The sequence below is a fragment of the Terriglobales bacterium genome (assembly GCA_035651995.1).
Classification (GTDB): Bacteria; Acidobacteriota; Terriglobia; order Terriglobales; family Acidobacteriaceae; genus DASRER01.
The window spans coordinates 91,933-112,469 of record DASRER010000008.1 but is presented as its reverse complement, the minus strand read 5'-3'; the positions used below and the strand labels follow the sequence as shown (position 1 = coordinate 112,469).

Sequence of the window (20,537 nt, the reverse complement as noted above, 5' to 3'; positions counted from 1 at the left end):
TCTCCTCGAAGTACGGGACGTAATCGAGCTCGTGCAGGGCCTCTTCGTGCTCTTTCACGTAGCCGTAGCTCTTGGTGGAGCCTTCGTGGTCGTTGAAAGTAACGCACGGGGAGACCACGTCGATGACCGAGAGGCCGTTGTGCGAGATGGCAGCCTTGATCAGCGCCTGGAGCTGCTTCTTATCGCCGCTGAAGGAACGCGCGACGAACGTGGCGCCCCACTTCAACGCGAGGGCGCAGCAATCGAACGGCGGCAGATCGTTCGGCGAGCCGGTCTTCAGCTTCGAGCCGAGGTCGGCCGTTGCCGAGAACTGGCCCTTCGTCAGCCCGTAGACGCCGTTGTCCTCGATGATGTAGATCATGGGGAGATTGCGGCGCAGCAGATGGACGAACTGGCCCATGCCGATGGAGGCGGTGTCGCCGTCGCCGGAAACGCCGAGCGCCAGCAGCGAGCGGTTGGCGAGCACGGCGCCGGTGGCGACCGAGGGCATGCGCCCGTGGACCGCGTTGAAGGAGTGCGAGCGGCTCATGAAGTACGCCGGGCTCTTCGACGAGCAGCCGATGCCCGAGAGCTTGGCGACGCGCTCCGGCTTCACGCCCATTTCGTACATCGCCTCCAGGATGCGCTCGGAGATGGCGTTGTGCCCGCAGCCGGCGCAGAGCGTGGTCTTGCCGCCCTTGTAGTCAACGACGGAAAGGCCGATGCGGTTTGTTTTCGGCGGCGGAGCCGATGGAGTGCTGGAAGTTGGAGTCGTAGCCATGATTATCGTGTCCCTTAATTGCCGAAGTGCGGAATTGAAAATCAAAGTCGCAGGGGCCGAAGTTCGGCAATTCCGCAATTGCGCACTTCGACAATGTCCCTACTTCCCTTCCTGCGAAATGATCTCGTCGGTCACGCTGCGGGCGTCGATCGGCAGGCCGTTATAGTGCCTCACGCTGCGCAGGCGGGTGACCTTGTCGGCCGGCAGGTCCAGCTTCAGCAGCGAGAGCATCTGCGCGTCGCGGTTCTGCTCCACGACGTACACGCGCTCGTGCTTCTCGACGAACTCGTGCACGTCGCGGTTGAAGGGATACGCACGCAGGCGCAGGTAATCAGTCTGCACGCCGTATTCCTTCTTCAGCTGGTCGCGGCTCTCGAACACCGCCCAGTGACTGGTGCCGTAACAGATGATGCCGATGTTGCTCGTCCCCTCGGCGACTTTTTCGGGTTTCGGAACGAAGCTGCGAGCCGTCTCGAACTTGTGGTTCAGCCGGTCGAGGTTGTTCTGGTAGTCGTCGGGCCGCTCGCTGTACCTGGCGTTCTCGTTGTGTCCGCTGCCGCGGGTGAAGTATGACGCGGCGGGATGGTCGGTGCCGGGCAGGGTGCGGTAGCCGATGCCGTCGCCGTCCACATCTTTGTAGCGCGCGAACGATCCGAGGCGGTCGAGGTCTTCCTTGGTGAGCACCTTGCCGCGGGCGATCGGCTTGGTCGGATACGGGAACGGGTCCGACATCCAGTTGTTCATGCCCAGGTCCAGGTCGCTCATCACGAAGATGGGCGTCTGGAATTTCTCCGCCAGGTCGAACGCCTCGCCGGCCATGGTGAAGCATTCGGCCACCGAGCCGGGGAACAGCATGATGTGCTTGGTATCGCCGTGCGAGAGGAACGCGGTCGAGATGACGTCGCCCTGCGACGTGCGCGTGGGCAGGCCGGTGGAAGGGCCTACGCGCTCGATGTTCCAGATCACCCCGGGGATTTCGGCGTAGTAGCCCAGACCCGCGAATTCCGACATGAGCGAGATGCCTGGCCCGGCGGTGGAGGTCATCGAGCGCGCGCCCGCCCATCCGGCGCCGAGCACCATGCCGATGGCGGCCAGCTCGTCTTCCGCCTGCACGATGGCGAAGGTGGCCTTGCCGTCGGGGCCAATGCGGAAGCGCTTCATGTAATCGATGAGCTGCTCGCACAGTGAGGACGACGGCGTGATGGGATACCAGGTGACGACGGTGCAGCCGGCGAACATGCAGCCCAGCGCAGCCGCCGCGTTGCCGTCGATAATGATCTTGCCCTGGTTCTCGTTCATACGCTCGACCTTGAACGGGTCGGCCTTGGTGAGCGACGCGGCGGCGTAGTCGTAACCGGCCTTGGCGGCGCCCCAGTTCAGGTCGGCGGCCTTCACTTTTTTCTTGAACTGCTTGCGCAGAGCCTTTTCCACCTCGGCCATGTCGAGCGAAAGCAGGTAGCCGACAACCCCGACGTAAATCATGTTCCTGACGAGCTTGCGCAGCTTCGCGTCCGGACAGACAGCGGCCACCAGCTTGTCGTAGGGAACGGCGTAGAAGGTCAGGTCCCTGCGGAGCTTGTTGAGGCCCAGCGGCTCGTCGTAGAGCACGGCGCCGCCGGCGGCGAGCGTCATCACGTCTTCCTCGGCCGTTTCCGGATTCATGCAGACGAGGAAGTCGATTTCCTTCTTGCGCGCAATGTAGCCGTCCTTGCTGGCGCGGATGGTGAACCACGTCGGAAGGCCGGCGATGTTCGACGGAAACAGGTTCTTGCCTGAGACCGGAACGCCCATCTGGAAGATGGTGCGCAGCAGGACCATGTTGGCGGTTTGCGAGCCCGATCCGTTCACCGTGGCGACCTGGATGCTGAAGTCGTTGATGACCGGTTTGCCCCCGGGGCGTTTCTGGCCAGCCTGCGGGGCGATATCAACAGTTGCCATGCGACTGCTTCCCTTTCAGTGCTGAGGAAATAAGACGGTTGGCTTGCTGGTTGTTACGGATAACAGTCGATTATACGGCAGGGGCGCGAGGCGGCGGCAGTGATTTCGGTCACAGACGGAGCGGCATCACGCGCGGCAACAGCGGAATCCGCTATTCGCCGCTGTGCGCCGCGGCGGTGGTCTCCGTCTCATGATGCGAGCCAGGTTTAGCATTTTTTTCGCGAAACCGCGCCACCACGCGACTGCCCATGACCGACAAAGGCACGAGCCAGAAGCTGAACCGTTGGTCGAAGAATGCCACCACGGCGGCGGCGAGCGTCGCGATGGCCAATGCGCCCAAGCGCCAGTTGAGTTTGGCAGCGATGACCGGATCCACCTTCCCCAGCAGCGACGCCCGCCTCGCATAACGCCAATTCAGCACCAGAAATAAGGCAGCCCCAGCCTGATTGCCGAAGTACGCAACCTGCGCGACCGGGTTCCTGATGAAGTGGCCGAGCAGCGCCGCGCTGAACGGGAACAGCGAGATGAAGAACAAGAATCCGACGTTGATGAATGCCAGCTTCTGGTTGGCGTGGGTCACAAACTCCATGCTCAGGTTGTGAAAGAACCAGTACGTTCCGGCGAGGATAAACGTGATGCAGAAAGCCAGGAAAACCGGGCCGAGGTGCTTCAGCTCGTGCAGCAATTCCGACGCGGTGACGGAGCGCGACAGCTCGGGAACTTTCAGTTCGAGCACGAGCAGCGTCATGACAATGGCGAAGACGCCATCAGCGAGAAACTCCACACGAGTCTTCGGGAGCCGGAAGTTGTGCAACCCATCGCGCGCCATCCGCGGTACTCTCGTTCACCGAGGCCGCGAAGTCAATCGGAACAGTTGTGCAGTACTGGAAGGCGCTTACCTACTGCTTCGAAATCGTCAAGTCTCCCGCGCGCTCGCCCGCGACCAGGCGCCAGCCAGGATTCAACGTGAGCGTCCAACCGTCGCCCTTGCTGTCGGCGGCGGAGGCGGGTGCGGGAACGTGGGCGCGCTGCACCTTGCCGGCGGCGTCGCGGATGAGGAGCGCGCTGCCGGAAACGTCGAGGATGCCCCACTCATCGGTGAGGCGGCAGCGTGGATACACCGTATTGTTGCTATCGATGGCGACCACGGTGTTGGGATCGTAGGAGTAGTTGAAGCTGTTGCCAACCGGCAGCACGAGCACGGGCCCATCGATCAGCTTCTTGCGCGCGTCGGCCACACGCTGCTGGCGCACACGGTCGCGGCGCTGCTCAGCGGCAAACACTTCGTCGGCGTTGTACTCGGCGGCGCGGGCTTCCGCTTGCATCTTCGTGACGGGCGATGGCACGCGAATGGAATACGCCGCGGCGAGAAGCTGGCCGAGGTCCTTCACCTCTTTGGCGCGGGGGCGCCACGGCTTGCCGCTCAGGTCGAGCAGCGCACCGTATGCCGGTCCGGACGCGTACGCGAAGGAGCGAACGAAAGTGGCGTTCGCTGTGCCCTGCCGGACCGCGAAGTCGGCAAGCACCGCAAATTCCTCGGGCGTCGAGGCGCTGATCTTCACGCCGGTGTATTCGGCCAGCCCTTCGTTCATCTCCAGCGCGTTCTCGCGCTCGGCTGCGTCGGGAAACAGCGAGCGGCGATAGGCGCGAAACAGCAGCGCGTCGGCGGCTGCCACGCGGCGGTCCTTGCCGCGCTGGCGCAGCGCGCGCTCCAGCGCACGCCACTCGAGTTGCAGCCAGGTCCGTCCCGCCATCGAGTCGAGATGGCTGTTGATGGCGTCCCGGCCGGGGAGGCCGATCGAATCCTGTATTCGATGGAAGCATTCGTGCGCCAGCAACCGGCGGCGCGGCTGCCGGAACTGGCTCACTGGCCACATCACCATCGTCCAATGGACGCCCGCCCAGTTGATGGCGGTGTTGGCCGGGCTGACTTCCGGCGGCAGCGTGCCGGTGAAGACGCTGCCCTGCGGCTTCAGCTTCCCTTCCGCGTCAGCCTGGTTGGCGACGACGGCATGCGTCTCCGGGTCAACAAAGAAGAACGGCCCGCACAGCGGCACGCCCCAGAGTCTGCCGGCGTCGGCGTCAGACGTGGCCTGCAGGTCGCGGATGTAGCCCGCGGCAAGGTCTGGATCGATGGCGTTGGTTTGAGCGTCGGCGCTGGCAGCACAGCCAGCGAGAAGCAGGAGCAATACGCGGGCACGTCGCACGGTGAGACCTCGCAGTTGGACGCCGGATAGACGTGGCGGAACGGGCGCGGTCACCAAGTGGCGGGTCACGGCGCGGCGTGACGCCGCGCGTTGACGCTGCGGCCAAGCGGCGCGTATCATGTCTAGTTGAAAATGAAATTCATTTTCAATTTCATCATCTGCCGTCCGTAATCGCGAACGCGGGCGGCCTGGAGCCGGTTCGCCCGCGTCCGCACAGGCCAAGAGATGCTACAGGCATTCATCATTACCTTGCGTGAGGGCGTGGAAGCGGCCCTGATTGTGGGCATCACGCTCGCCTACCTGGCCAAGATCGGCCGGCCCGAACTCCGCAAACCGGTGTATTGGGCGCTCGGCGCGGCCTTCGTCGCCAGCGTGGCGGCAGCCGTCGCCGTTTCGCGCCTGGACCTGAACCAGGACATCGTGGAAGGCTGGATCATGCTGGCCGCGGCGCTCTTCGTCGTCACCATGATCATCTTCATGATGAAGACGGCGCGCCACTTGAAGGGCGACATTGAGAAGAAGATTGGCGCGCTGGCCGGCCGGGGCTCCGCGCTGGGCCTGTTCGCCTTCGTCTTCCTGATGATGGTGCGCGAGGGCATCGAGACGGTGCTGATCCTCTCGGCCGTGTCGTTCAACACCGCCGAACTGCTCAGCTTCCTGGGCACGATGGCCGGCGTGGCGCTGGCTGTGCTGTTCGGCGTGATGTTCGTGAAGGGCAGCGTGCGGATCAACCTGCAGAAATTTTTCCGCGTGACCACGGTGATCCTCTTCTTCGTTGCCGGGCAGCTGCTGATCTCGGGGCTGCACGAGCTTTCGGAAAACGGCGTGCTGCCGTCGAGCCGGCAGGAGATGGCGCTCATCGGCCCGATCGTGCGCAACGACCTGTTCTTCTTTGTCACCATCCTGGCGCTGGCGGCAATGATGGTCCTGTTCGAGACGCGGCGGCGCGCGCCGACGGCCGAGCCGGTATCGCCAGCGGAGAGGCGCAAGCAGCTGTGGAGCGCGCGGCGCGAGCGGCTGTGGATGGCCGGCGTCTATGCCAGCTCATTCCTGTTCATTGTGCTGGTGACGGCCGAGTTCATCTACGCCAAGAGCACCAGTTCCCTGCCGGCGGCCACCGAGATCGCTTTCGTGGACGGCCAGGCGACGATCCCGGTCGGCGACCTGGTTGACGGCGACCTGCATCGTTACCAGGCGAACGTGAACGGCGCCGAGGTGCGCTTCCTGCTCTATCGCAGGCCCGACGGCAAGGTCGCCAGCATCTTCGACGCGTGCGAAATCTGCGGCCCGGTCGGCTTCATGCGGACCACGACCGGCCTGGTGTGCAAGAACTGCGCCGCGCCCATCAATCCGCAGTCGGTCGGGCAGCCGGGCGGATGCAATCCCATTCCGTTGAAGGCGACCGTGAATGGCGACACGGTGGTGGTCGCGCAGGCCGACGTGGCCGCGGCCGTCGCTACTTTCCAACCACACTGACATGTTCGCGCGCCTCCTCTATCAGTCGTTTCTGCGCCAGCGGCGGCGCAAGCTGCTGGCCGCCGCGGCGGTGGCGCTCGGCGTTGCCGTGGCCACGGCCATGATTGCGGTCGCGACCGATATCGGCGACAAGATCAACCGTGAGCTGCGGACCTACGGCGCGAACCTGGTCGTCTATCCCGCCGACGACACGCTCGAGGTGGAAGTCGGCGGCGTCAACCTGAAGCCCGCCAACGCAGGCGCGTATCTGAGCGAAGCTGAGCTCACCAAGATCAAGGGCATCTTCTGGCGGAACAACATCGTGGGCTACGCGCCCATGCTGCCGGTGGTCGTGAAGATCGAGTCGGCCGAGGGCAAGCCGCTGGGCGGGGCGCAGCTTCTGGGAACGTATTTCAAAAAACAGCTCCGCTTCGGCAAGCAGGAGTTCACTACCGGCGTGGAGGCGGTCAATCCGTGGTGGCACGTGGCGGGAAACTGGCCGCGCGACGATTCGAACGAAGTCCTGATCGGACACACGCTGGCGCAGCGGCTGAACTTCGAGCCGGGCGCGACGCTGCGCGTGAATGGCGAGGAAGTCAAGGTCGTGGGCCTGCTGCTGGCCGACGAGGCGACGAATCAGCAGATCGTCGGGCCGCTCGGGCTGGCGCAGAAGATTGCGGCGCGTCCCGGCGCGGTGCGGCGCGTGATGGTGAGCGCCATGACCAAGCCGGAAGACGCGTTCGCGCGGCGCGATCCGCGCAGCATGAGCCCGGCCGACCGCGATCGCTGGTACTGCTCGCCGTATGCGAATTCGATTGCCTTACAGCTCGAAGAGGCCATTCCCGGCGCCAAGTCGGAGCAGATCCGGCAGGTGGCGCAGAACGAAGGCACGGTGCTGAGCAGGATCTCGGGCCTCATGCTCCTGCTGGCGGTGGCGGCGCTGATCGCGTCGGCGCTGGCGGTTTCGGCGGCCATGGCCAACACGATTTTCGAGCGCCGCGAGGAAATCGGATTGATGAAGGCGCTCGGCGCGGGGCGCGCGTCGGTCGCGGCGCTGTTCCTCGCCGAGGCTGCCATTCTCGCCTTGATCGGCGGCGCGCTGGGATTCTCGCTGGGCGCGCTGCTGGCGCAGCAGATCGGCAGGACGGTGTTCGCCTCGGCGATCGCGGTGCAGCCGGTGCTGGCGCCAATCATCCTGGCGGTTGCCGCGATCGTGACGTTTGCGGGCAGCGCGGCGTCGATCCGGCGCGCGGTGCGGCTGGAGGCGGCGCCGGTGCTGCGAGGTGACGCATGAGCGCGCGGCGCGGCGGGCGCGGGCGCATGTTTCTGCGGCTGATCTGGCGCGCCGCGCTGGTGCGCCGCGGACGCGCACTGACGGCGTTGGTGGCCGTGGCGGTGGCGGCTGCGGTCGCTACGACGCTGCTGAACCTGTACGCCGATTCGGAGGCGAAGCTGCGGCGGGAGTTCCGGAAGTTTGGTGCCAACGTTGTGGTCGTAGCGCGCGAGGGCAATTCCCTTCCGGATGATGCGCTCGCGCGAGTCGAAAAGGCCGCGCCGGGAGCGCTGGCGGTGCCGTTTGCGTACGTTGTAGCCAAGGCAGGAACCACATCCGTGGTCGTCGCCGGCACAAATCTTCCGCAGGCACGCGAAATGAATCGCTGGTGGTCCCTCACGCCTGGTGTCGGCGGCCCTGGAGTAAGCGCGTTGGTGGGTGAGCGTGTAATGAAGGCGCTGAATCTGAGACTCGGGGCGCCTTTCGCGCTCGAGGCGAGCGGACAAACGCGGCAGATCGCCCCGGCGCAGGTCGTGGAGACCGGTGGGCCGGAGGACAACCGGATTTTTGTGAATTTGAACGTCCTGGAAGAATGGACGGGGGTGCGCGCGAGCACGATCGAAGTCGCCGTGTCCGGGACCCGCACGGAAATCGAGTCCGCTATGCAGCGCATCCAGAAGGCGCTGCCCGAGGCCGACGTCCGCCCCATCCGTCAGATTCAGGAAGGCGAGGCCCGCGTGCTGGGCAAGACGCGCGCGGCGCTGCTGGCAGCGACAATCCTCGTCATCGTGACGGCGACGCTGTGCGTCCTGGCCACGCTGATGAGCTGGGTCCTCGACCGCCGGCGCGACTTCGCGGTGATGAAGGCGCTGGGCGCCAGCGAGCGCTTGTTGCGCGGTTTCTTTGCCGCCGAAGCCGGCCTGATCGGCGCGCTGGGCGCCGTGGTGGGTTACGCAGTCGGCCTAGGCGCAGCCCTGTGGATCGGGCGCGTGAACTTTGAGGCGGCTGTTTCGCCGCGATTGAGCGTGTTCCCGCCGGTGCTGGCGGGCGGCGTATTGGTCGCGCTGATCGCGGCGCTGGCGCCGTTGGCGGCGCTGCGGCGCATACAGCCGGCTGTTATCTTAAGGGGAGAGTAGTCCGGCGCGGGTTTGCCGGCAGGACGGCGCCTAGCGCTTAGCACTTGGCATTTTGGCCGTCTGGCTCCTCATGTCAGGGGCCAAGTGCCAACCGCTAGGTGCCCCGGCTGGCAACCGGCAACTGACAACTGCCAACTGCTGTGATCGAGCTTCGCAAAGTCACGAAGGCGTATCCGACCGAGGCGGGCGAGCTGCGCGCGCTCGACGGCGTGTCGTTGCATGTCGAGCCAGGCGAGTGGCTTGCCGTGATGGGCCCTTCCGGCTCGGGCAAGAGCACGCTGGTGAACCTGATCGGCTGCCTCGACCGGCCGACCAGCGGCGAAGTCCTGCTTGACGGTGTGGACGTGGGTGCGCTGAGCGCCACCGAACTGGACCGCGTGCGCGCAGAAAAGGTCGGGTTCATCTTCCAGCACTTTCACCTGATTCCCTACCTCACCGCGCTGGAAAACGTGATGCTCGCGCAGTACTTCCACAGCATGGCCGACGAGCAAGAGGCGATGGGCGCGCTGGAGCGCGTCGGGCTGCGCGATCGGGCGCGGCATGTGCCGAGCCAGCTCTCCGGCGGCGAGCAGCAGCGCGTGTGCATTGCGCGCGCGCTGATCAACGATCCCAAGATCATCCTCGCCGACGAACCCACCGGCAACCTCGACGGCGCCAACGAAGACATCGTGCTCCGCCTGCTGCGCGAACTGCATCAGCAGGGGCGCACCATCGTGATGGTCACGCACGACCCGGTGGTCGCCCGGCTGGCCGACCGGCGCATTGACCTGCACCACGGCAAGATTGCGTCGCAGGAAATCTTCAGCATCGAAGAAGAGCAGCTCTTCGACGAAGTCCTGGAAGAGATGTGGATCCTGTCGGAGAACGGCGAACCGGCCGAGCCGGGACGCATGCACGTGGAAGGCGCGCTGCCGCTGGAGATCGCCATCGAAAAGATGAAGGTCCTGGGCCTGGTCGACTTGCTGCCGCACGACAAGCTCGACGAGCACACTCACAAGCTGGTGCTCAATCGCTGCCACGACACCCTGCCCACGCACGGCGAGGACACCACGCAGCTCCACGACCGCGAGTTCATGCAGTTCACCGCGCGCGGGCGTCAGCGGGCAGCCGACGTGATCCGCCGTCACCGGCTCGCCGAGCGCCTGTTTACCGAGACGCTGCACATCGAGAGCGAGGCCGAGATCGAGCAGCAGGCGTGCAAGTTCGAGCACATCCTGTCGGCCGAGGCGACGACGCGCATCTGCTCGTTCCTGGGACATCCCAAGACCTGCCCGCACGGCAGCCCGATTCCTCCGGGCGAGTGCTGCGGCAAGTCCGGCGCGGCGGCGGACTGAAGACAAGTTCTCAGCTCTCGGTTCCCGGTCCTCAAACCGACCCGCGCGGCGCCCGAAAACGGAGAGCTGAGAACTGACTGAAAAACGGCGGGCCATTGCCCGCCGTTCCTACTTAAACCGTTACTTTAACTTTCGTCAGTACAGCCTGAAGTTCACTTCCACGTTGATCTGGACCGCCACCGGGGTGCCGTCTTTCATAGCGGGCGCAAACTTCCAGGTCCTCACCGCTTCCACGGCCTTCTCGTCGAGGCCCATGCCCAGGCTGCGGGCAACCTTGATGTCGCGCGGGCGGCCGTCAGGACCGACGATGAGCCACAGCATGCAGGTGCCCTGATACTTGGCCTTGCGCGCCTCTTCCGAATATTCCGGATCGGGCGTGTAGAGTCCGCGTGGCGCGCTCACGTTCCCGCCTACGCGGAACACGCCGCCGCCAAACCCGCCGCCGCGTCCCGGACCGACGCCCGGACCTTCACCCGAGCCTACGCCGCCACCGGAGCCCGATCCGATGCCGCCGCCGGATCCGACGCCGTTCGACGGCGGGCCCGAGGGCATCTTCGAAAGCGGATCGCCCAGGTTCGGCATCGCCGATGCGATCTTCACGTTCGGCGGCAGGACCACGGTTGGCTCAACCGCGAGCTTGGGGTGTTCGTTGCGGATGACTATCGCCGGCGGCGTGATCTGCTCCATGGCAGCCTTGGGCAGCTTGCCTTTGGGGGCCTGGAGCTTGTCGCGATCGCCGCCACCACCGCCGCCGCCCATGGGCCGCGGATCGGGCTTGGTGGGGACAAACACGGCGTTATCGCTCGGCACCCAGGTAATCGTCTCTGTCGGTTTTGGTTTGTCCATGATGCGCGGCGCGGCCACTGACAGCCACACCAGGAAGCCGATCATGCCGGCGTGGAGAACGCTCGTCCCGACGCCGGCTTTCTTTTTGTAGTTGTAATCGCCCCAGATGTCGCGCACCTTCACCGGGCGCGAGGTAAGGCGCAACGGTGGCAGCTTGCGCGGAAAAAGCGCGTCGCGAACGTTTTCGCCTACCGTGCTCCACCAGGGCCGATCCAGCTGGTCCGAGATGGGACGCAGGTTCAGCGTAGGTTGAAGCTCCGAGCGGGGGATCAGGACCTGATGCGCCATATTCGCTTTTCCAGGGTTCGGCCAATTGACGGTGAACCGTCGGGACTGCTCACTACCCCTCGGAAGATGAGCACGTCAGTGGCCAAGTTGCTTCTCAGTAAGGAACGCGCCGGCACGTAAAAATTGCGCTTTCTAGAGTCCGGTTTTTTCAGCGCTGCGCCGGGTGAGTCCCTCCATGCCCAGGTTGGATGCTTCGGTTCCCATTAGGGACGCAAGACGAAACAGAGCGATTACGCGGAGTTTGCTCGGCAGTGCATGTACCAGCGTGACGCCCGGGGCGAAATCTGCGCTGTTGCTGCCGCGACCCAGCCATACAGACGGGAACGCAAGTGCGATTCGGGTGTGAGGGATGAAGGCTGCGGAACGGGGCTCGGCCAGGCTCACGCCGTGGCTATGGGGTATTAACGGAGCAACTTCGGTGTGCGCCACTGTCCTGGCCGTCATCGTGTCGCTCACGGGCGGAATCGGGGCCGCGTTCTGGACGGGCTTTGCCGCGTACGGCATCGCAGCGGGCGCGTTCTTGTGGATGACCGTCAAGGTCCACGACCGCTCAAGGCGGTGGCGGGCAGCCGGCACGCCGGCCCCGCGCGCGCATGGCCACGCTGCCGCCGCGGTTGGACGCAATTTTCTGCGCTCCCTATAATGTAATGAAATTTCGCTCCATTTCACTGTTCCGCGAGGCGAGTTGCCGCTCGCGTGAAACTCGAGGGACCGCGCCGATTGCCGCTTGACCTGAAATCAACCATCAGCCTGCCCAGGACCGCCTTCGGCATGAAGGCGAACCTGCCGCAGAACGAGCCCAAGCTGCTGGCGAAGTGGGCCGCGCTCGGCCTCTACGAGCGCATCCGCGAGGCGCGGGGTGGGCGGCCGCTGTACGTCCTGCATGACGGCCCCCCCTATGCCAATGGCCCGCTGCACCTGGGTCACGCGCTCAACAAGTGCCTGAAGGACTTTGTCGTGAAGTCGAAGACCATGTTCGGCTTCGACTCGCCCTACATCCCCGGATGGGACTGTCACGGCCTGCCCATCGAAATCAAAGTGGACGAGGCGCTCGGGCGCAAGAAACTGGAGATGCAGCCGCTCCAGGTCCGCAAGGCGTGCCGCGAGTACGCGGAGAAGTTCGTCAAGCTGCAGCGTGATCAGTTCGTCCGCCTGGGCGTCTTCGGGCAGTGGGACGATCCATACCTGACCATGTCGCCGCGCTACGAAGCGGCCATCATGGAGACGCTGTTCTCCTTTTTCGAAAATGGCCTGATCTATCGCGGGCTGCGGCCGGTGTACTGGTGCATTGTCGACAAGACGGCGCTGGCTGAGGCTGAAGTGGAGTACGAAGACCACACCAGCCCAAGCGTGTGGGTGAAGTACCGGCTGACGAGCGATCCGGCGCAGATCAACTCAGCGCTCGCCGGCAAGAAAGCTTCGACGATCATCTGGACGACCACGCCGTGGACGCTGCCCGCGTCGCTGGCGGTGGCGTTCCATCCCAACGAAGAATACGTCGCGCTGGAAGCCGGCGGCGAGGTCTACATGGTCGCGGCGAAGCTGGCGCGCGTCACGGCAGAGAAAACAGGCCTCGCCGGCGCAAAGCAGATCGCGCGCTTCCCCGGCGAGCGCATGGAGCGGGTGACGTTCGCGCATCCGTTCCTGGAGCGCAGCATCCTGGGCGTGCTGGCCGAGTACGTCACCATGGACCAGGGCACGGGCGCGGTGCATACCGCGCCTTCGCACGGCGCCGATGACTTCTACACCGGCGGGCGCTACGGTTTGGACCAGACCTGCAACGTCGACGAAGCCGGACGCCTGCGCCACGGCCTGCCTGAATACGACGGCGAAACCGTGTTCGATGCCAACCCGAACATCATCGAGCTGCTGAAAACGCGCGGCGCGCTGCTTGCGGAAGAGAAGATCACGCACTCGTATCCGCATTGCTGGCGGTGCCACAACCCGGTCATCTTCCGCGCCACCGAGCAGTGGTTCATCGGCATGGAGAACAGGCTCGCCGGCGGCGAAACGCTGCGGCAAAAAGCGCTCGATGAAGCGCGGCGCGTGAAGTTCGACCCGGCGTGGGGCGAAGAGCGCATTGGCAACATGATCGCCACGCGGCCGGACTGGTGCATTTCGCGGCAGCGCGTTTGGGGCGTGCCCATCGCGGTCTTTTTTTGCGAAGGCTGCGGCGGCGTGCTCAACGACCACGCCACCAACCAGGCCGTCATCGAGCTGTTCCGCACCAGGGGCGCCGACGCGTGGTATTCCACCGATCCGGCCGGCATCGTTCCACGGGAAACAAAGTGCGCCAAGTGCGGCGGCGGCAAGTTCCGCAAGGAAATGGACATCATTGACGTGTGGTTCGAGTCGGGCTCGAGCCAGGCGGCGGTGCTCACCGCGCCCGAGGGCAAGCACGTGCCCGCCGGCCCTTCGGGGCTTCCCTTCCCTTGCGACATGTACCTGGAAGGCGGCGACCAATACCGCGGCTGGTTCATGAGCTCGTTGTTCTGCGCCGTAGGCGCGCGCGGACGGGCGCCCTATCGCCAAGTGGTCACCCCCGGCTGGACGCTCGATGAGCAAGGCCGCGCCATGTCGAAGTCGCGCGGCAACGACGTTGATCCGGTAGACGTCGCCAACCGGCTGGGCGGCGAGATCGTGCGGCTGTGGGTCGCGTCGGTTGACTTCCGCGAAGACGTGATCGGCTCGGAAAACCTGATGCAGCGCGTGGCGGAAAACTATCGCAAGATCCGCAACACGTTCCGTTACATCCTGGGAAACCTGAACGGCTTCGATCCGGCGCGCGACGCCGTCCCGTTCGCCGAGATGCAACCGCTCGACCAGTACATGCTGCTGCGCACCGCCGAGCTGACCGAGCGCGTGCGGCAGTGGTACGAGGAGTTCGCGTTCCACAAAATCTACCACCGGGTGAACGACTTCTGCGTGGTGGACCTGAGCGCGTTCTATTTCGACGTGCTCAAGGATCGCCTCTACACGGCCTCGCCGCGAGGAGTGAAGCGGCGGTCGGCGCAGACGGCGATCTGGAGAATCGGCGAAGCGCTGGTGCGCCTGATGGCGCCCATTATGAGCTTCACCGCCGACGAGATCTGGCAGTTCCTTCCGCCGGTGGCGGGCCGCGAGCCCAGCGCTCACCTCGCGCTTTTCCCCGACGTGAAAGACGCTGCGGGCGACACCGCCGGCGCGGATACGAAGGCCCTCATGGCCGACTGGGACGCGCTGATGGCCGTCCGCCAGCAGGTGTTGAAGCCCTTGGAAGTGGCGCGACAGGAGAAGCTGATCGGCGACAGCACCGAGGCCTTCGTGCATCTTTCCGCCCCCGAGCCCGTCTATACGATATTGGACCGTTACCGGCCCCACCTGCGTGAGCTGCTGAAGCTTTCCGGGGTGAGTGTGGAGCGAGAGGGCGGGAATGGAAGCACACCGCTGCGCGTCAAGGTGAGCAAGGCGCCGGGCAGAAAGTGCGAGCGCTGCTGGAACTATTCACAGCGCGTCGGCGAAGACCCGCAGTATCCTACGGTGTGCGAGCGCTGCGCGCCGGTGCTGCACGAGCTGGAAAACGGCGGCATCTAATCGGGTGCGGCGGGCGGACCAAAGCGAGGGCCTGAGGCGGGAATGAACGGACCCCATGCAATGCGGAAGTATCACTTTCTGATCGCCGGGCTGGTGCTTCTGCTGGACCGCGTGACCAAGCTGGTGGTCGCCAGGAACATTGCCCTGCATGAGAGCATTGCCGTGCTCCCCGGCTTCCGTCTGACGCACGTACAGAACCGCGGCGCGGCCTTCGGGCTGTTCTCCGAGTCACCCTCGGAGTGGAAGGTCGCCATCCTGATCATGTTTTCGCTCGGCGCCCTGGTTGTTGTCTCAACGCTCTTGTGGCGCAACAGCCACGCTATGACCACCACGGGCGTGGGACTGGCGCTCATCCTGGGCGGCGCACTGGGAAACTTGTGGGACCGCGTGATGGACGGCCGCGTGGTTGATTTCCTCGACTTCTACATCTCCGGCTATCACTGGCCGGCCTTCAATATCGCCGACAGCGCCATCGTGATCGGGGCGCTGCTGCTGGTGAGCGAGATTCTTTTCGACAAGACGCCCGACGCGGAAAAGGCCATCGGCTAGCGCGCATGAAGGCACGCGCGGCGCTCCGCCGGAATCGCGCATGGCCAAATCGTGGCGCAACTCGGCCAATCAGAAGCCGAGCGGCAGCGTCGCGCGCACCAGGCGGACGCGCGTTTCCGCTTCGGGCCCGTAGGGGTGTTGTCCGGAAGCGCTGCGGCGGACGCCGCTGAGCAGACGATCGCGTTCATTGAAGCGCGGCGTGGCGTCACTCACGCCGGTTTTTGCTGCCAGCCGGCCGATGCGAATCAGGGCGGGATGATAGACGGCCGGCGCGGGAGAACGTACCGCCTCGCCGCAGAATCCGGACGACACACCGGCGCAAAATTCACCTTGCCCTTCCTTCAGCGGGTGTATGCTTTCAGGAACGGTTCCCCGCCGCGCCCGTTCCCAACGGGGGCAGTGCAACCTCCGGACCAGCTGCAGGAGGTGCCGCATGGATGAACGTGAAATGGCTGCCCACGTCCTGGAGGTCGTGGACCAGGCGGCCTATCGCAACTCGGCCCACCGCGTGCTGAGCGTCAGGGTAGAAATTGGAGGACGCCGCCACCTGGATCCCCTGGGGATCATGCGCCACTTTCAGCAAGCGGCGCGCAATACGGTGGCCAGCGGGGCCCGCCTGGTGATCGAGTTCCTGCCAGTGCGGCGCCACTGCGCCAGCTGCGGCGCTGACTTCCTCGGCGACCTGCGCGACGTCCCCTGTCCGCAATGCCGCTACCCGCACACCGGCGCCGTTTCGGGCGAAGAGTTGCGCGTGGTCAACATCGAGGTTGAACCTCGGGAACCGCAGGCCTGAGGGCTCCGCTGTTTCAGCTCAGGAGGCATGTGCATGGCTGCGATCCAGCGTCCGCTGCAAGTCGAAGAGGACCTCAACCCTTTCCGAATTGCGATGCGGCAGTTCGATACTGCCGCCGACCACCTCAAGCTCGACGCCGGTCTGCGCGAAGTGCTGCGCCGCCCGCATCGCGCGCTCACCCTTTCGCTGCCGGTGAAGATGGACAACGGCAGCATTCGCGTCTTTGAAGGCTTTCGCGTGCAGCATAGCAATGCCCGCGGGCCGTGCAAGGGCGGCATCCGCTACCACCCCAGCGTCAGCTTCGACGAAGTGAAGGCGCTGGCCTCGTGGATGACCTGGAAGTGCGCCACCGTGAACATTCCCTTTGGCGGCGCCAAGGGCGGCATCATCTGCGATCCGCACAAGCTCTCCAAGGGCGAACTGGAGCGGCTCACGCGGCGCTACGCCTACGAGATCTCGCCCATCATCGGCCCGGATCGCGACATTCCCGCGCCTGATGTCTACACCGACTCGCAGGTCATGGCCTGGATCATGGACACCTACAGCATGACCCACGGCAACAACGCGCCCGGCGTGGTGACCGGCAAGCCGACGTTCCTGGGCGGCTCGCTCGGCCGCAATGAGGCCACAGCGCGCGGCTGCCTGTTCGTAATCCGTGCGGCGTGCAAGGTGCTCGGCATCGAGGTCGGCAAGGCGACCGCCGCGGTGCAGGGCTTCGGCAATGCCGGCAGTATCGCTGCCGAACTGCTGGCCGCTGATGGCGTGAAGATCGTCGCGGTCAGCGATTCGCATGGCGGTATCGTGAACCGCGAAGGGCTCGACGTGCAGGCGCTGCTCAAACACAAGCGCAAGTCCGGTACGGTGCTCGGCTTCCCGGGCGCGCGCCAGATCAGCAGCGGGCAGGTGCTGGAACAGGACTGCGACGTGCTCATTCCGGCGGCCCTGGAGAACCAGATCACGCTGGAGAACGCTTCCCGCATCCGCGCGCGCATCGTGGCGGAGGCGGCCAACGGCCCCACCACGCCCGGCGCCGATGCCGTCCTGCACAAGCAGGGGACGATGGTGCTGCCCGACATTCTTGCCAATGCCGGCGGCGTGACCGTCTCGTACTTCGAGTGGGTGCAGGACCTGCAGGAGTTGTTCTGGGAAGAAGACGATGTGAACCGCCGGCTGGAGAAAGTGATGGCTCGCGCCTTCGACAACGTGCATCGCACGGCCACCAACTACAAAGTCGACATGCGAACCGGCGCCTACATCCTGGCGATCGATCGCGTGGCCACGGCGACCAGCGCGCGGGGAATCTGGCCATGAACCGCTAGCCTCGAACCGGACCTGCGATTTACGGGGCCCCGCCAGGGGCCCCTTTTTCTCTTCACGAAAAAGTCCTCATCGCGAATTGATCCCGGGCGCTCTGGACGCCGTATCCAGAGCGGCTTTTGCGGGCTGCTGCGCGAATTGGCGCATCATTTTCCAAATGCCGCGGCATCTCAGTGGCATAGACCGCGGGGTGCATGCAAGCACGGTCAGGGGGACCGCATGAGCCGGTGGAGCAAGATTCTGATTCTGTCGTTGTGCCTGCTGGTGGCGCTGCTGTTTGCCGCGCCGGCCTTCGCGCAACGCGACGTCAGCAGCCAGGACCTCAAAGGGATCAGTCGTAAGCGAAGCCGCTACTTGGTCGCGGTGCTCGGCGGCACGGCGCTCGGCGCCGGCATCGGCGCGGCCGTTGGCGGCTGGTCGGCGGCGGGCAAAGGCATGCTCATTGGCGGCGGCGGCGCCAACGCCTGGTACCTGTCGAAGCATCGCGCATCAACCGCCCAAAAGGACATTGGATTCATCCTTGGAAATACAGCGCTGGTTGGCGGCCTGGGCTGGGCGCTGTGCGACTGCAACGATGGTCTGGTCGCCGGAGCACTCATCGGCGGCGGTGGCACCGCTGCCTATCGGGCCCTGAAACGGGGCGGCCGGTCCTCAAGCTTTCCTTCCCCGTGAGAGCACGCCAACGGGGCGCACACCAACGAGGCCGGAAGGCCTCCCTTTCATCGGCAGAAAACGGTTGACGCGCGGCTGGCTGACTTAAGGCGTGCCGTATAACCGGCGGTAGACGTGCACGTTCCGCATGATGGCCTGCACGTATTCGCGCGTCTCGGTGAACGGGATGTTCTCCACGAACTCGGCGGTGTCGCGATATTTGCCGCTGGCGCTCCAGTCCTCCACGCGATCGGTGCCGGCGTTATAGGCAGCGAGCGCGTATTCCACCTTGCCGTCGTACTTGTCGAGCAGGCCGCGGAAGTAGCGCGTGCCGAGCTGTAGATTGATCTGCGGCATCAGCAAAAGGTCGGTGGAGAAGTTGCGCAGCTTTACCTCTTTGGCCAGCTTCTTCCCTACCGACGGAAGAATCTGCATCAGCCCGAAAGCGTTGGCGTGCGAGATAGCGGCGGGGTTGAATTCCGATTCCTGGCGCACGAGTGACGCCACCAGGAACGGATCGAGCTGATTATCGGTCGAGTAGCGCTTGAAATCGGTCCACCACGGGCGCGGAAAGAGCGCCTCCCAGTACGGGCGCGGGAGGGCGGCGATCTCCACCGCGAAGTAGGAGGGCACGGCGCGCTTGAGCGTCTGCAGCGCGCGGTCGTAGCGCCCGGCGTCTTCATAGACGCGCGCAATCTCGCGCGCCACCCAGGCGGTGTTGTCGTCTTCGCCCGCGGCGGCCTGCAGTTCCTTCACGGCGTAATCGAACAGCGCGGCGTTGCGCAGCACCAGGCTGCGCGCCACGCGAACATTGTCGGCGGGCGGCTCCACGTCACCGCGCGGCGCGGGCCGCTCGCTGATCCCCTGGAATGCAACCGGCTGCGCCACCGGATCGAGCTTGATCTCCTTCAGCCGGTCACGCGCCAGATCGGCGTAGTAGTACATGCGGAAGCGATCGGAGAGCGTGCTGTAGCAGGCGCGCGCGAACGGCAGGTCGCCCTGCTCTTCGGCGACGCGGCCGCGCCAGTAGAGCGCGGGCGCCGCCTCGGCCGACGCGGGATAGTTGCGCAGGTGCTCGTCAAGCAGCGCGCGCGCCTCATCGGTCCGGCCATTGCGAAACGTCAGCCAGGCTGTTTTCCAGTGCGCGTAGGCCGAGCTGCGCCCGTTGGGAAAGCGCTCGTAGATTTCGCGATAGGCGCGCGCCGCCGACTCGTAGTCCTTCTTGAGCAGGTACATGTTTCCGGCCGAGAGCAGCGCGTCGGCAAGGACAGGATCGTTGGGCGCCATCTCGCGCAGCTTCGCGATCATGCGCTGCATGCGGTCTTCGTCGCCCTCGCTGCGGGCGATCTCGCCCAGGTAGAAGTAGCGGCGCGCGCTCGCATCGGCGGGCTGATCGGGCAGTGACTCGAACAGCTGCCGTGCATCGGAACGGTTGCCGGCCTTGTACAGCGCGATCGCCAGATTGAGCTGAAGGCGCGTCAGGTTCCCCGGCTCGGTCCCGGCAAGCAGTTGGCGATATTCGCGGGCGGCGTCGGCGTAGCGGCGAGCTTCGAGCAGCAAGTCGGCGCGCTTCTGCCGATCGGCGAAGGCCGGCGGCGGCAGGTCCGCGGGCAGCGATTGCAGGTCGGCGCCGGCGGCGTCGGCCAGCGGCGAGGCCGGCGCCGTGTAGTAAAGCCGGCGCAGCGCTTCGGCGCCTTTCGCTGTCTCGCCCGACTTGATATAAGCGCGCCCCACCGCCAGCTCAACCTCGGCGCGGAACGGAACGCGATACGGCGCCAGCACGGCCAGCGCCTCCCGTGGCTTGCCGGTCGCGACCAGGCTGTTGGCGGTCAGGATGGCGGCGTCGCGCGCGAAGATGGAATCGGGATAGTTCTTGCCGAATTCGGCGAGCGTGGCGATCGCCTGCTCCGGCTTCCCTCCGGCGGCGTACGAATTGCCAAGGAACCACGCCGCGTAGTCGCCCAGCTCACCGGCGTGCGTCTGCGCGCGCTTGAGGGCGGCAATGGACGATTCAAAGTCGTGGTCGAGGAAGTGTGCGTATCCGACCACCAGCCAGGCGAGCGCGCCTTCCTCGGTGGCGGCGTGCTTCCGCGCCCACGATTCCACGCCGCTGTAGGCCGAGGCGGTGCGGTTCTCGAGCAGCTGCTGCGCCATTGGCTTCAGTTCGGCGGAGGCGACGAAGGCGCGCTTCATGCGGCGCGCCCGCCGCGCCAGCGCGACACGCGCCGCGGCGCTCATCTGCGCACGCGACGGCTTGCGCTTCTTCCAGACCTTCTTTGACGCAGGCTTCTTGGCGGCCGGCTTCTTGGCGGCGGCTTGCGGCTTTGACGGGGCCTTCCCGGTGCTCTGCGGATAGAGCGGCGCGCCGGCAGGCACAGTCAGCAGGAGCAGGAGAAACCAGGTACGCAGGGTCACGG

17 protein-coding genes are annotated in these 20,537 nt (G+C 65.3%); 10 read left to right on the top strand and 7 right to left on the bottom strand.

Annotated elements, in window-relative coordinates:
- From VFA60_04450 to VFA60_04435, 4 genes are all read right to left on the bottom strand, one after another.
- Window positions 1-760, bottom strand: a 760-nt coding sequence (locus VFA60_04450; protein ID HZQ91022.1) for a 2-oxoacid:ferredoxin oxidoreductase subunit beta, incomplete at its 3' end; no start/stop codon positions are given.
- 99 nt (window positions 761-859) lie between these two features.
- On the bottom strand, window positions 860-2,698 hold the full coding sequence (locus tag VFA60_04445) for a 2-oxoacid:acceptor oxidoreductase subunit alpha (protein HZQ91021.1): 1,839 nt from the start codon (window positions 2,696-2,698) through the stop codon (window positions 860-862).
- Between the two features lie 151 nt (window positions 2,699-2,849).
- On the bottom strand, window positions 2,850-3,482 hold the full coding sequence (locus VFA60_04440) for a TMEM175 family protein (GenBank protein HZQ91020.1): 633 nt from the start codon (window positions 3,480-3,482) through the stop codon (window positions 2,850-2,852).
- 115 nt (window positions 3,483-3,597) lie between these two features.
- A complete protein-coding gene (locus VFA60_04435) occupies window positions 3,598-4,905 on the bottom strand; it encodes a hypothetical protein (protein ID HZQ91019.1) in 1,308 nt (435 codons plus the stop codon).
- Between the two features lie 225 nt (window positions 4,906-5,130).
- Here VFA60_04435 and VFA60_04430 point away from each other — a divergent pair, with 225 nt between their 5' ends.
- The 4 genes from VFA60_04430 (at window position 5,131) to VFA60_04415 (ending at window position 10,103) form a co-directional block, all read left to right on the top strand.
- Complete coding sequence (locus VFA60_04430) at window positions 5,131-6,381, top strand: Fe-S-containing protein (GenBank protein HZQ91018.1); 1,251 nt, start codon at window positions 5,131-5,133, stop codon at window positions 6,379-6,381.
- A gap of 1 nt (window position 6,382) precedes the next feature.
- On the top strand, window positions 6,383-7,654 hold the full coding sequence (locus VFA60_04425; GenBank protein ID HZQ91017.1) for an ABC transporter permease: 1,272 nt from the start codon (window positions 6,383-6,385) through the stop codon (window positions 7,652-7,654).
- Window positions 7,651-8,769 (top strand): FtsX-like permease family protein, encoded by a 1,119-nt coding sequence (locus VFA60_04420; protein HZQ91016.1) that lies wholly within the window; start codon window positions 7,651-7,653, stop codon window positions 8,767-8,769. Before VFA60_04425 ends, VFA60_04420 begins: the two co-directional genes overlap by 4 nt.
- A gap of 140 nt (window positions 8,770-8,909) precedes the next feature.
- Window positions 8,910-10,103, top strand: a complete 1,194-nt coding sequence (locus VFA60_04415; GenBank protein HZQ91015.1) for an ATP-binding cassette domain-containing protein — start codon at window positions 8,910-8,912, stop codon at window positions 10,101-10,103.
- 135 nt (window positions 10,104-10,238) lie between these two features.
- On the opposite strand, the gene VFA60_04410 is transcribed toward VFA60_04415, so the two are convergent.
- Window positions 10,239-11,237 carry an energy transducer TonB gene (locus VFA60_04410; protein ID HZQ91014.1) on the bottom strand — a complete coding sequence of 333 codons (999 nt, stop codon included), beginning with the start codon at window positions 11,235-11,237 and terminating at the stop codon, window positions 10,239-10,241.
- Between the two features lie 418 nt (window positions 11,238-11,655).
- On the opposite strand from VFA60_04410, the gene VFA60_04405 reads away from it, so the two are divergent.
- From VFA60_04405 to lspA, 3 genes are read left to right on the top strand one after another with little or no spacing between them, the layout of a single operon-like run.
- Window positions 11,656-11,880 carry a hypothetical protein gene (locus VFA60_04405; GenBank protein ID HZQ91013.1) on the top strand — a complete coding sequence of 75 codons (225 nt, stop codon included), beginning with the start codon at window positions 11,656-11,658 and terminating at the stop codon, window positions 11,878-11,880.
- Between the two features lie 53 nt (window positions 11,881-11,933).
- A complete protein-coding gene (gene ileS / locus VFA60_04400) occupies window positions 11,934-14,810 on the top strand; it encodes an isoleucine--tRNA ligase (GenBank protein HZQ91012.1) in 2,877 nt (958 codons plus the stop codon).
- A 42-nt stretch (window positions 14,811-14,852) separates the two neighbouring features.
- Window positions 14,853-15,359: a signal peptidase II gene (gene lspA / locus VFA60_04395; protein ID HZQ91011.1), complete on the top strand. Its 507-nt coding sequence runs from the start codon at window positions 14,853-14,855 to the stop codon at window positions 15,357-15,359.
- Window positions 15,360-15,428: 69 nt separating this feature from the next.
- On the opposite strand, the gene VFA60_04390 is transcribed toward lspA, so the two are convergent.
- A complete protein-coding gene (locus VFA60_04390) occupies window positions 15,429-15,671 on the bottom strand; it encodes a hypothetical protein (GenBank protein ID HZQ91010.1) in 243 nt (80 codons plus the stop codon).
- A gap of 121 nt (window positions 15,672-15,792) precedes the next feature.
- Between VFA60_04390 and VFA60_04385 the strand changes: the two genes are divergently transcribed.
- The 3 genes from VFA60_04385 (at window position 15,793) to VFA60_04375 (ending at window position 18,141) form a co-directional block, all read left to right on the top strand.
- A complete protein-coding gene (locus tag VFA60_04385) occupies window positions 15,793-16,152 on the top strand; it encodes a hydrogenase maturation nickel metallochaperone HypA (GenBank protein ID HZQ91009.1) in 360 nt (119 codons plus the stop codon).
- A gap of 33 nt (window positions 16,153-16,185) precedes the next feature.
- Window positions 16,186-17,463, top strand: a complete 1,278-nt coding sequence (locus VFA60_04380; protein ID HZQ91008.1) for a Glu/Leu/Phe/Val dehydrogenase — start codon at window positions 16,186-16,188, stop codon at window positions 17,461-17,463.
- Window positions 17,464-17,688: 225 nt separating this feature from the next.
- The gene (locus VFA60_04375; protein HZQ91007.1) at window positions 17,689-18,141 is read left to right on the top strand and encodes a hypothetical protein; all 453 of its coding nucleotides are present in this window, start codon (window positions 17,689-17,691) and stop codon (window positions 18,139-18,141) included.
- Window positions 18,142-18,225: 84 nt separating this feature from the next.
- Here VFA60_04375 and VFA60_04370 read toward each other — a convergent pair whose 3' ends face one another.
- The gene (locus tag VFA60_04370) at window positions 18,226-20,535 is read right to left on the bottom strand and encodes a transglycosylase SLT domain-containing protein (GenBank protein ID HZQ91006.1); all 2,310 of its coding nucleotides are present in this window, start codon (window positions 20,533-20,535) and stop codon (window positions 18,226-18,228) included.
- Window positions 20,536-20,537 lie beyond the last annotated feature (2 nt).

What these genes read in the sequence shown, in the direction of transcription:
- VFA60_04410 (HZQ91014.1), bottom strand. Translation starts at nt 11,237, where the DNA reads ATGGCGCATCAGGTCCTGATCCCCCGCTCGGAGCTTCAACCTACGCTG.
- VFA60_04380 (HZQ91008.1), top strand. Translation starts at nt 16,186, where the DNA reads ATGGCTGCGATCCAGCGTCCGCTGCAAGTCGAAGAGGACCTCAACCCT.
- VFA60_04375 (HZQ91007.1), top strand. Translation starts at nt 17,689, where the DNA reads ATGAGCCGGTGGAGCAAGATTCTGATTCTGTCGTTGTGCCTGCTGGTG.
- VFA60_04420 (HZQ91016.1), top strand. Translation starts at nt 7,651, where the DNA reads ATGAGCGCGCGGCGCGGCGGGCGCGGGCGCATGTTTCTGCGGCTGATC.
- lspA (HZQ91011.1), top strand. Translation starts at nt 14,853, where the DNA reads ATGAACGGACCCCATGCAATGCGGAAGTATCACTTTCTGATCGCCGGG.
- VFA60_04445 (HZQ91021.1), bottom strand. Translation starts at nt 2,698, where the DNA reads ATGGCAACTGTTGATATCGCCCCGCAGGCTGGCCAGAAACGCCCCGGG.
- VFA60_04430 (HZQ91018.1), top strand. Translation starts at nt 5,131, where the DNA reads ATGCTACAGGCATTCATCATTACCTTGCGTGAGGGCGTGGAAGCGGCC.
- VFA60_04385 (HZQ91009.1), top strand. Translation starts at nt 15,793, where the DNA reads ATGGATGAACGTGAAATGGCTGCCCACGTCCTGGAGGTCGTGGACCAG.
- VFA60_04425 (HZQ91017.1), top strand. Translation starts at nt 6,383, where the DNA reads ATGTTCGCGCGCCTCCTCTATCAGTCGTTTCTGCGCCAGCGGCGGCGC.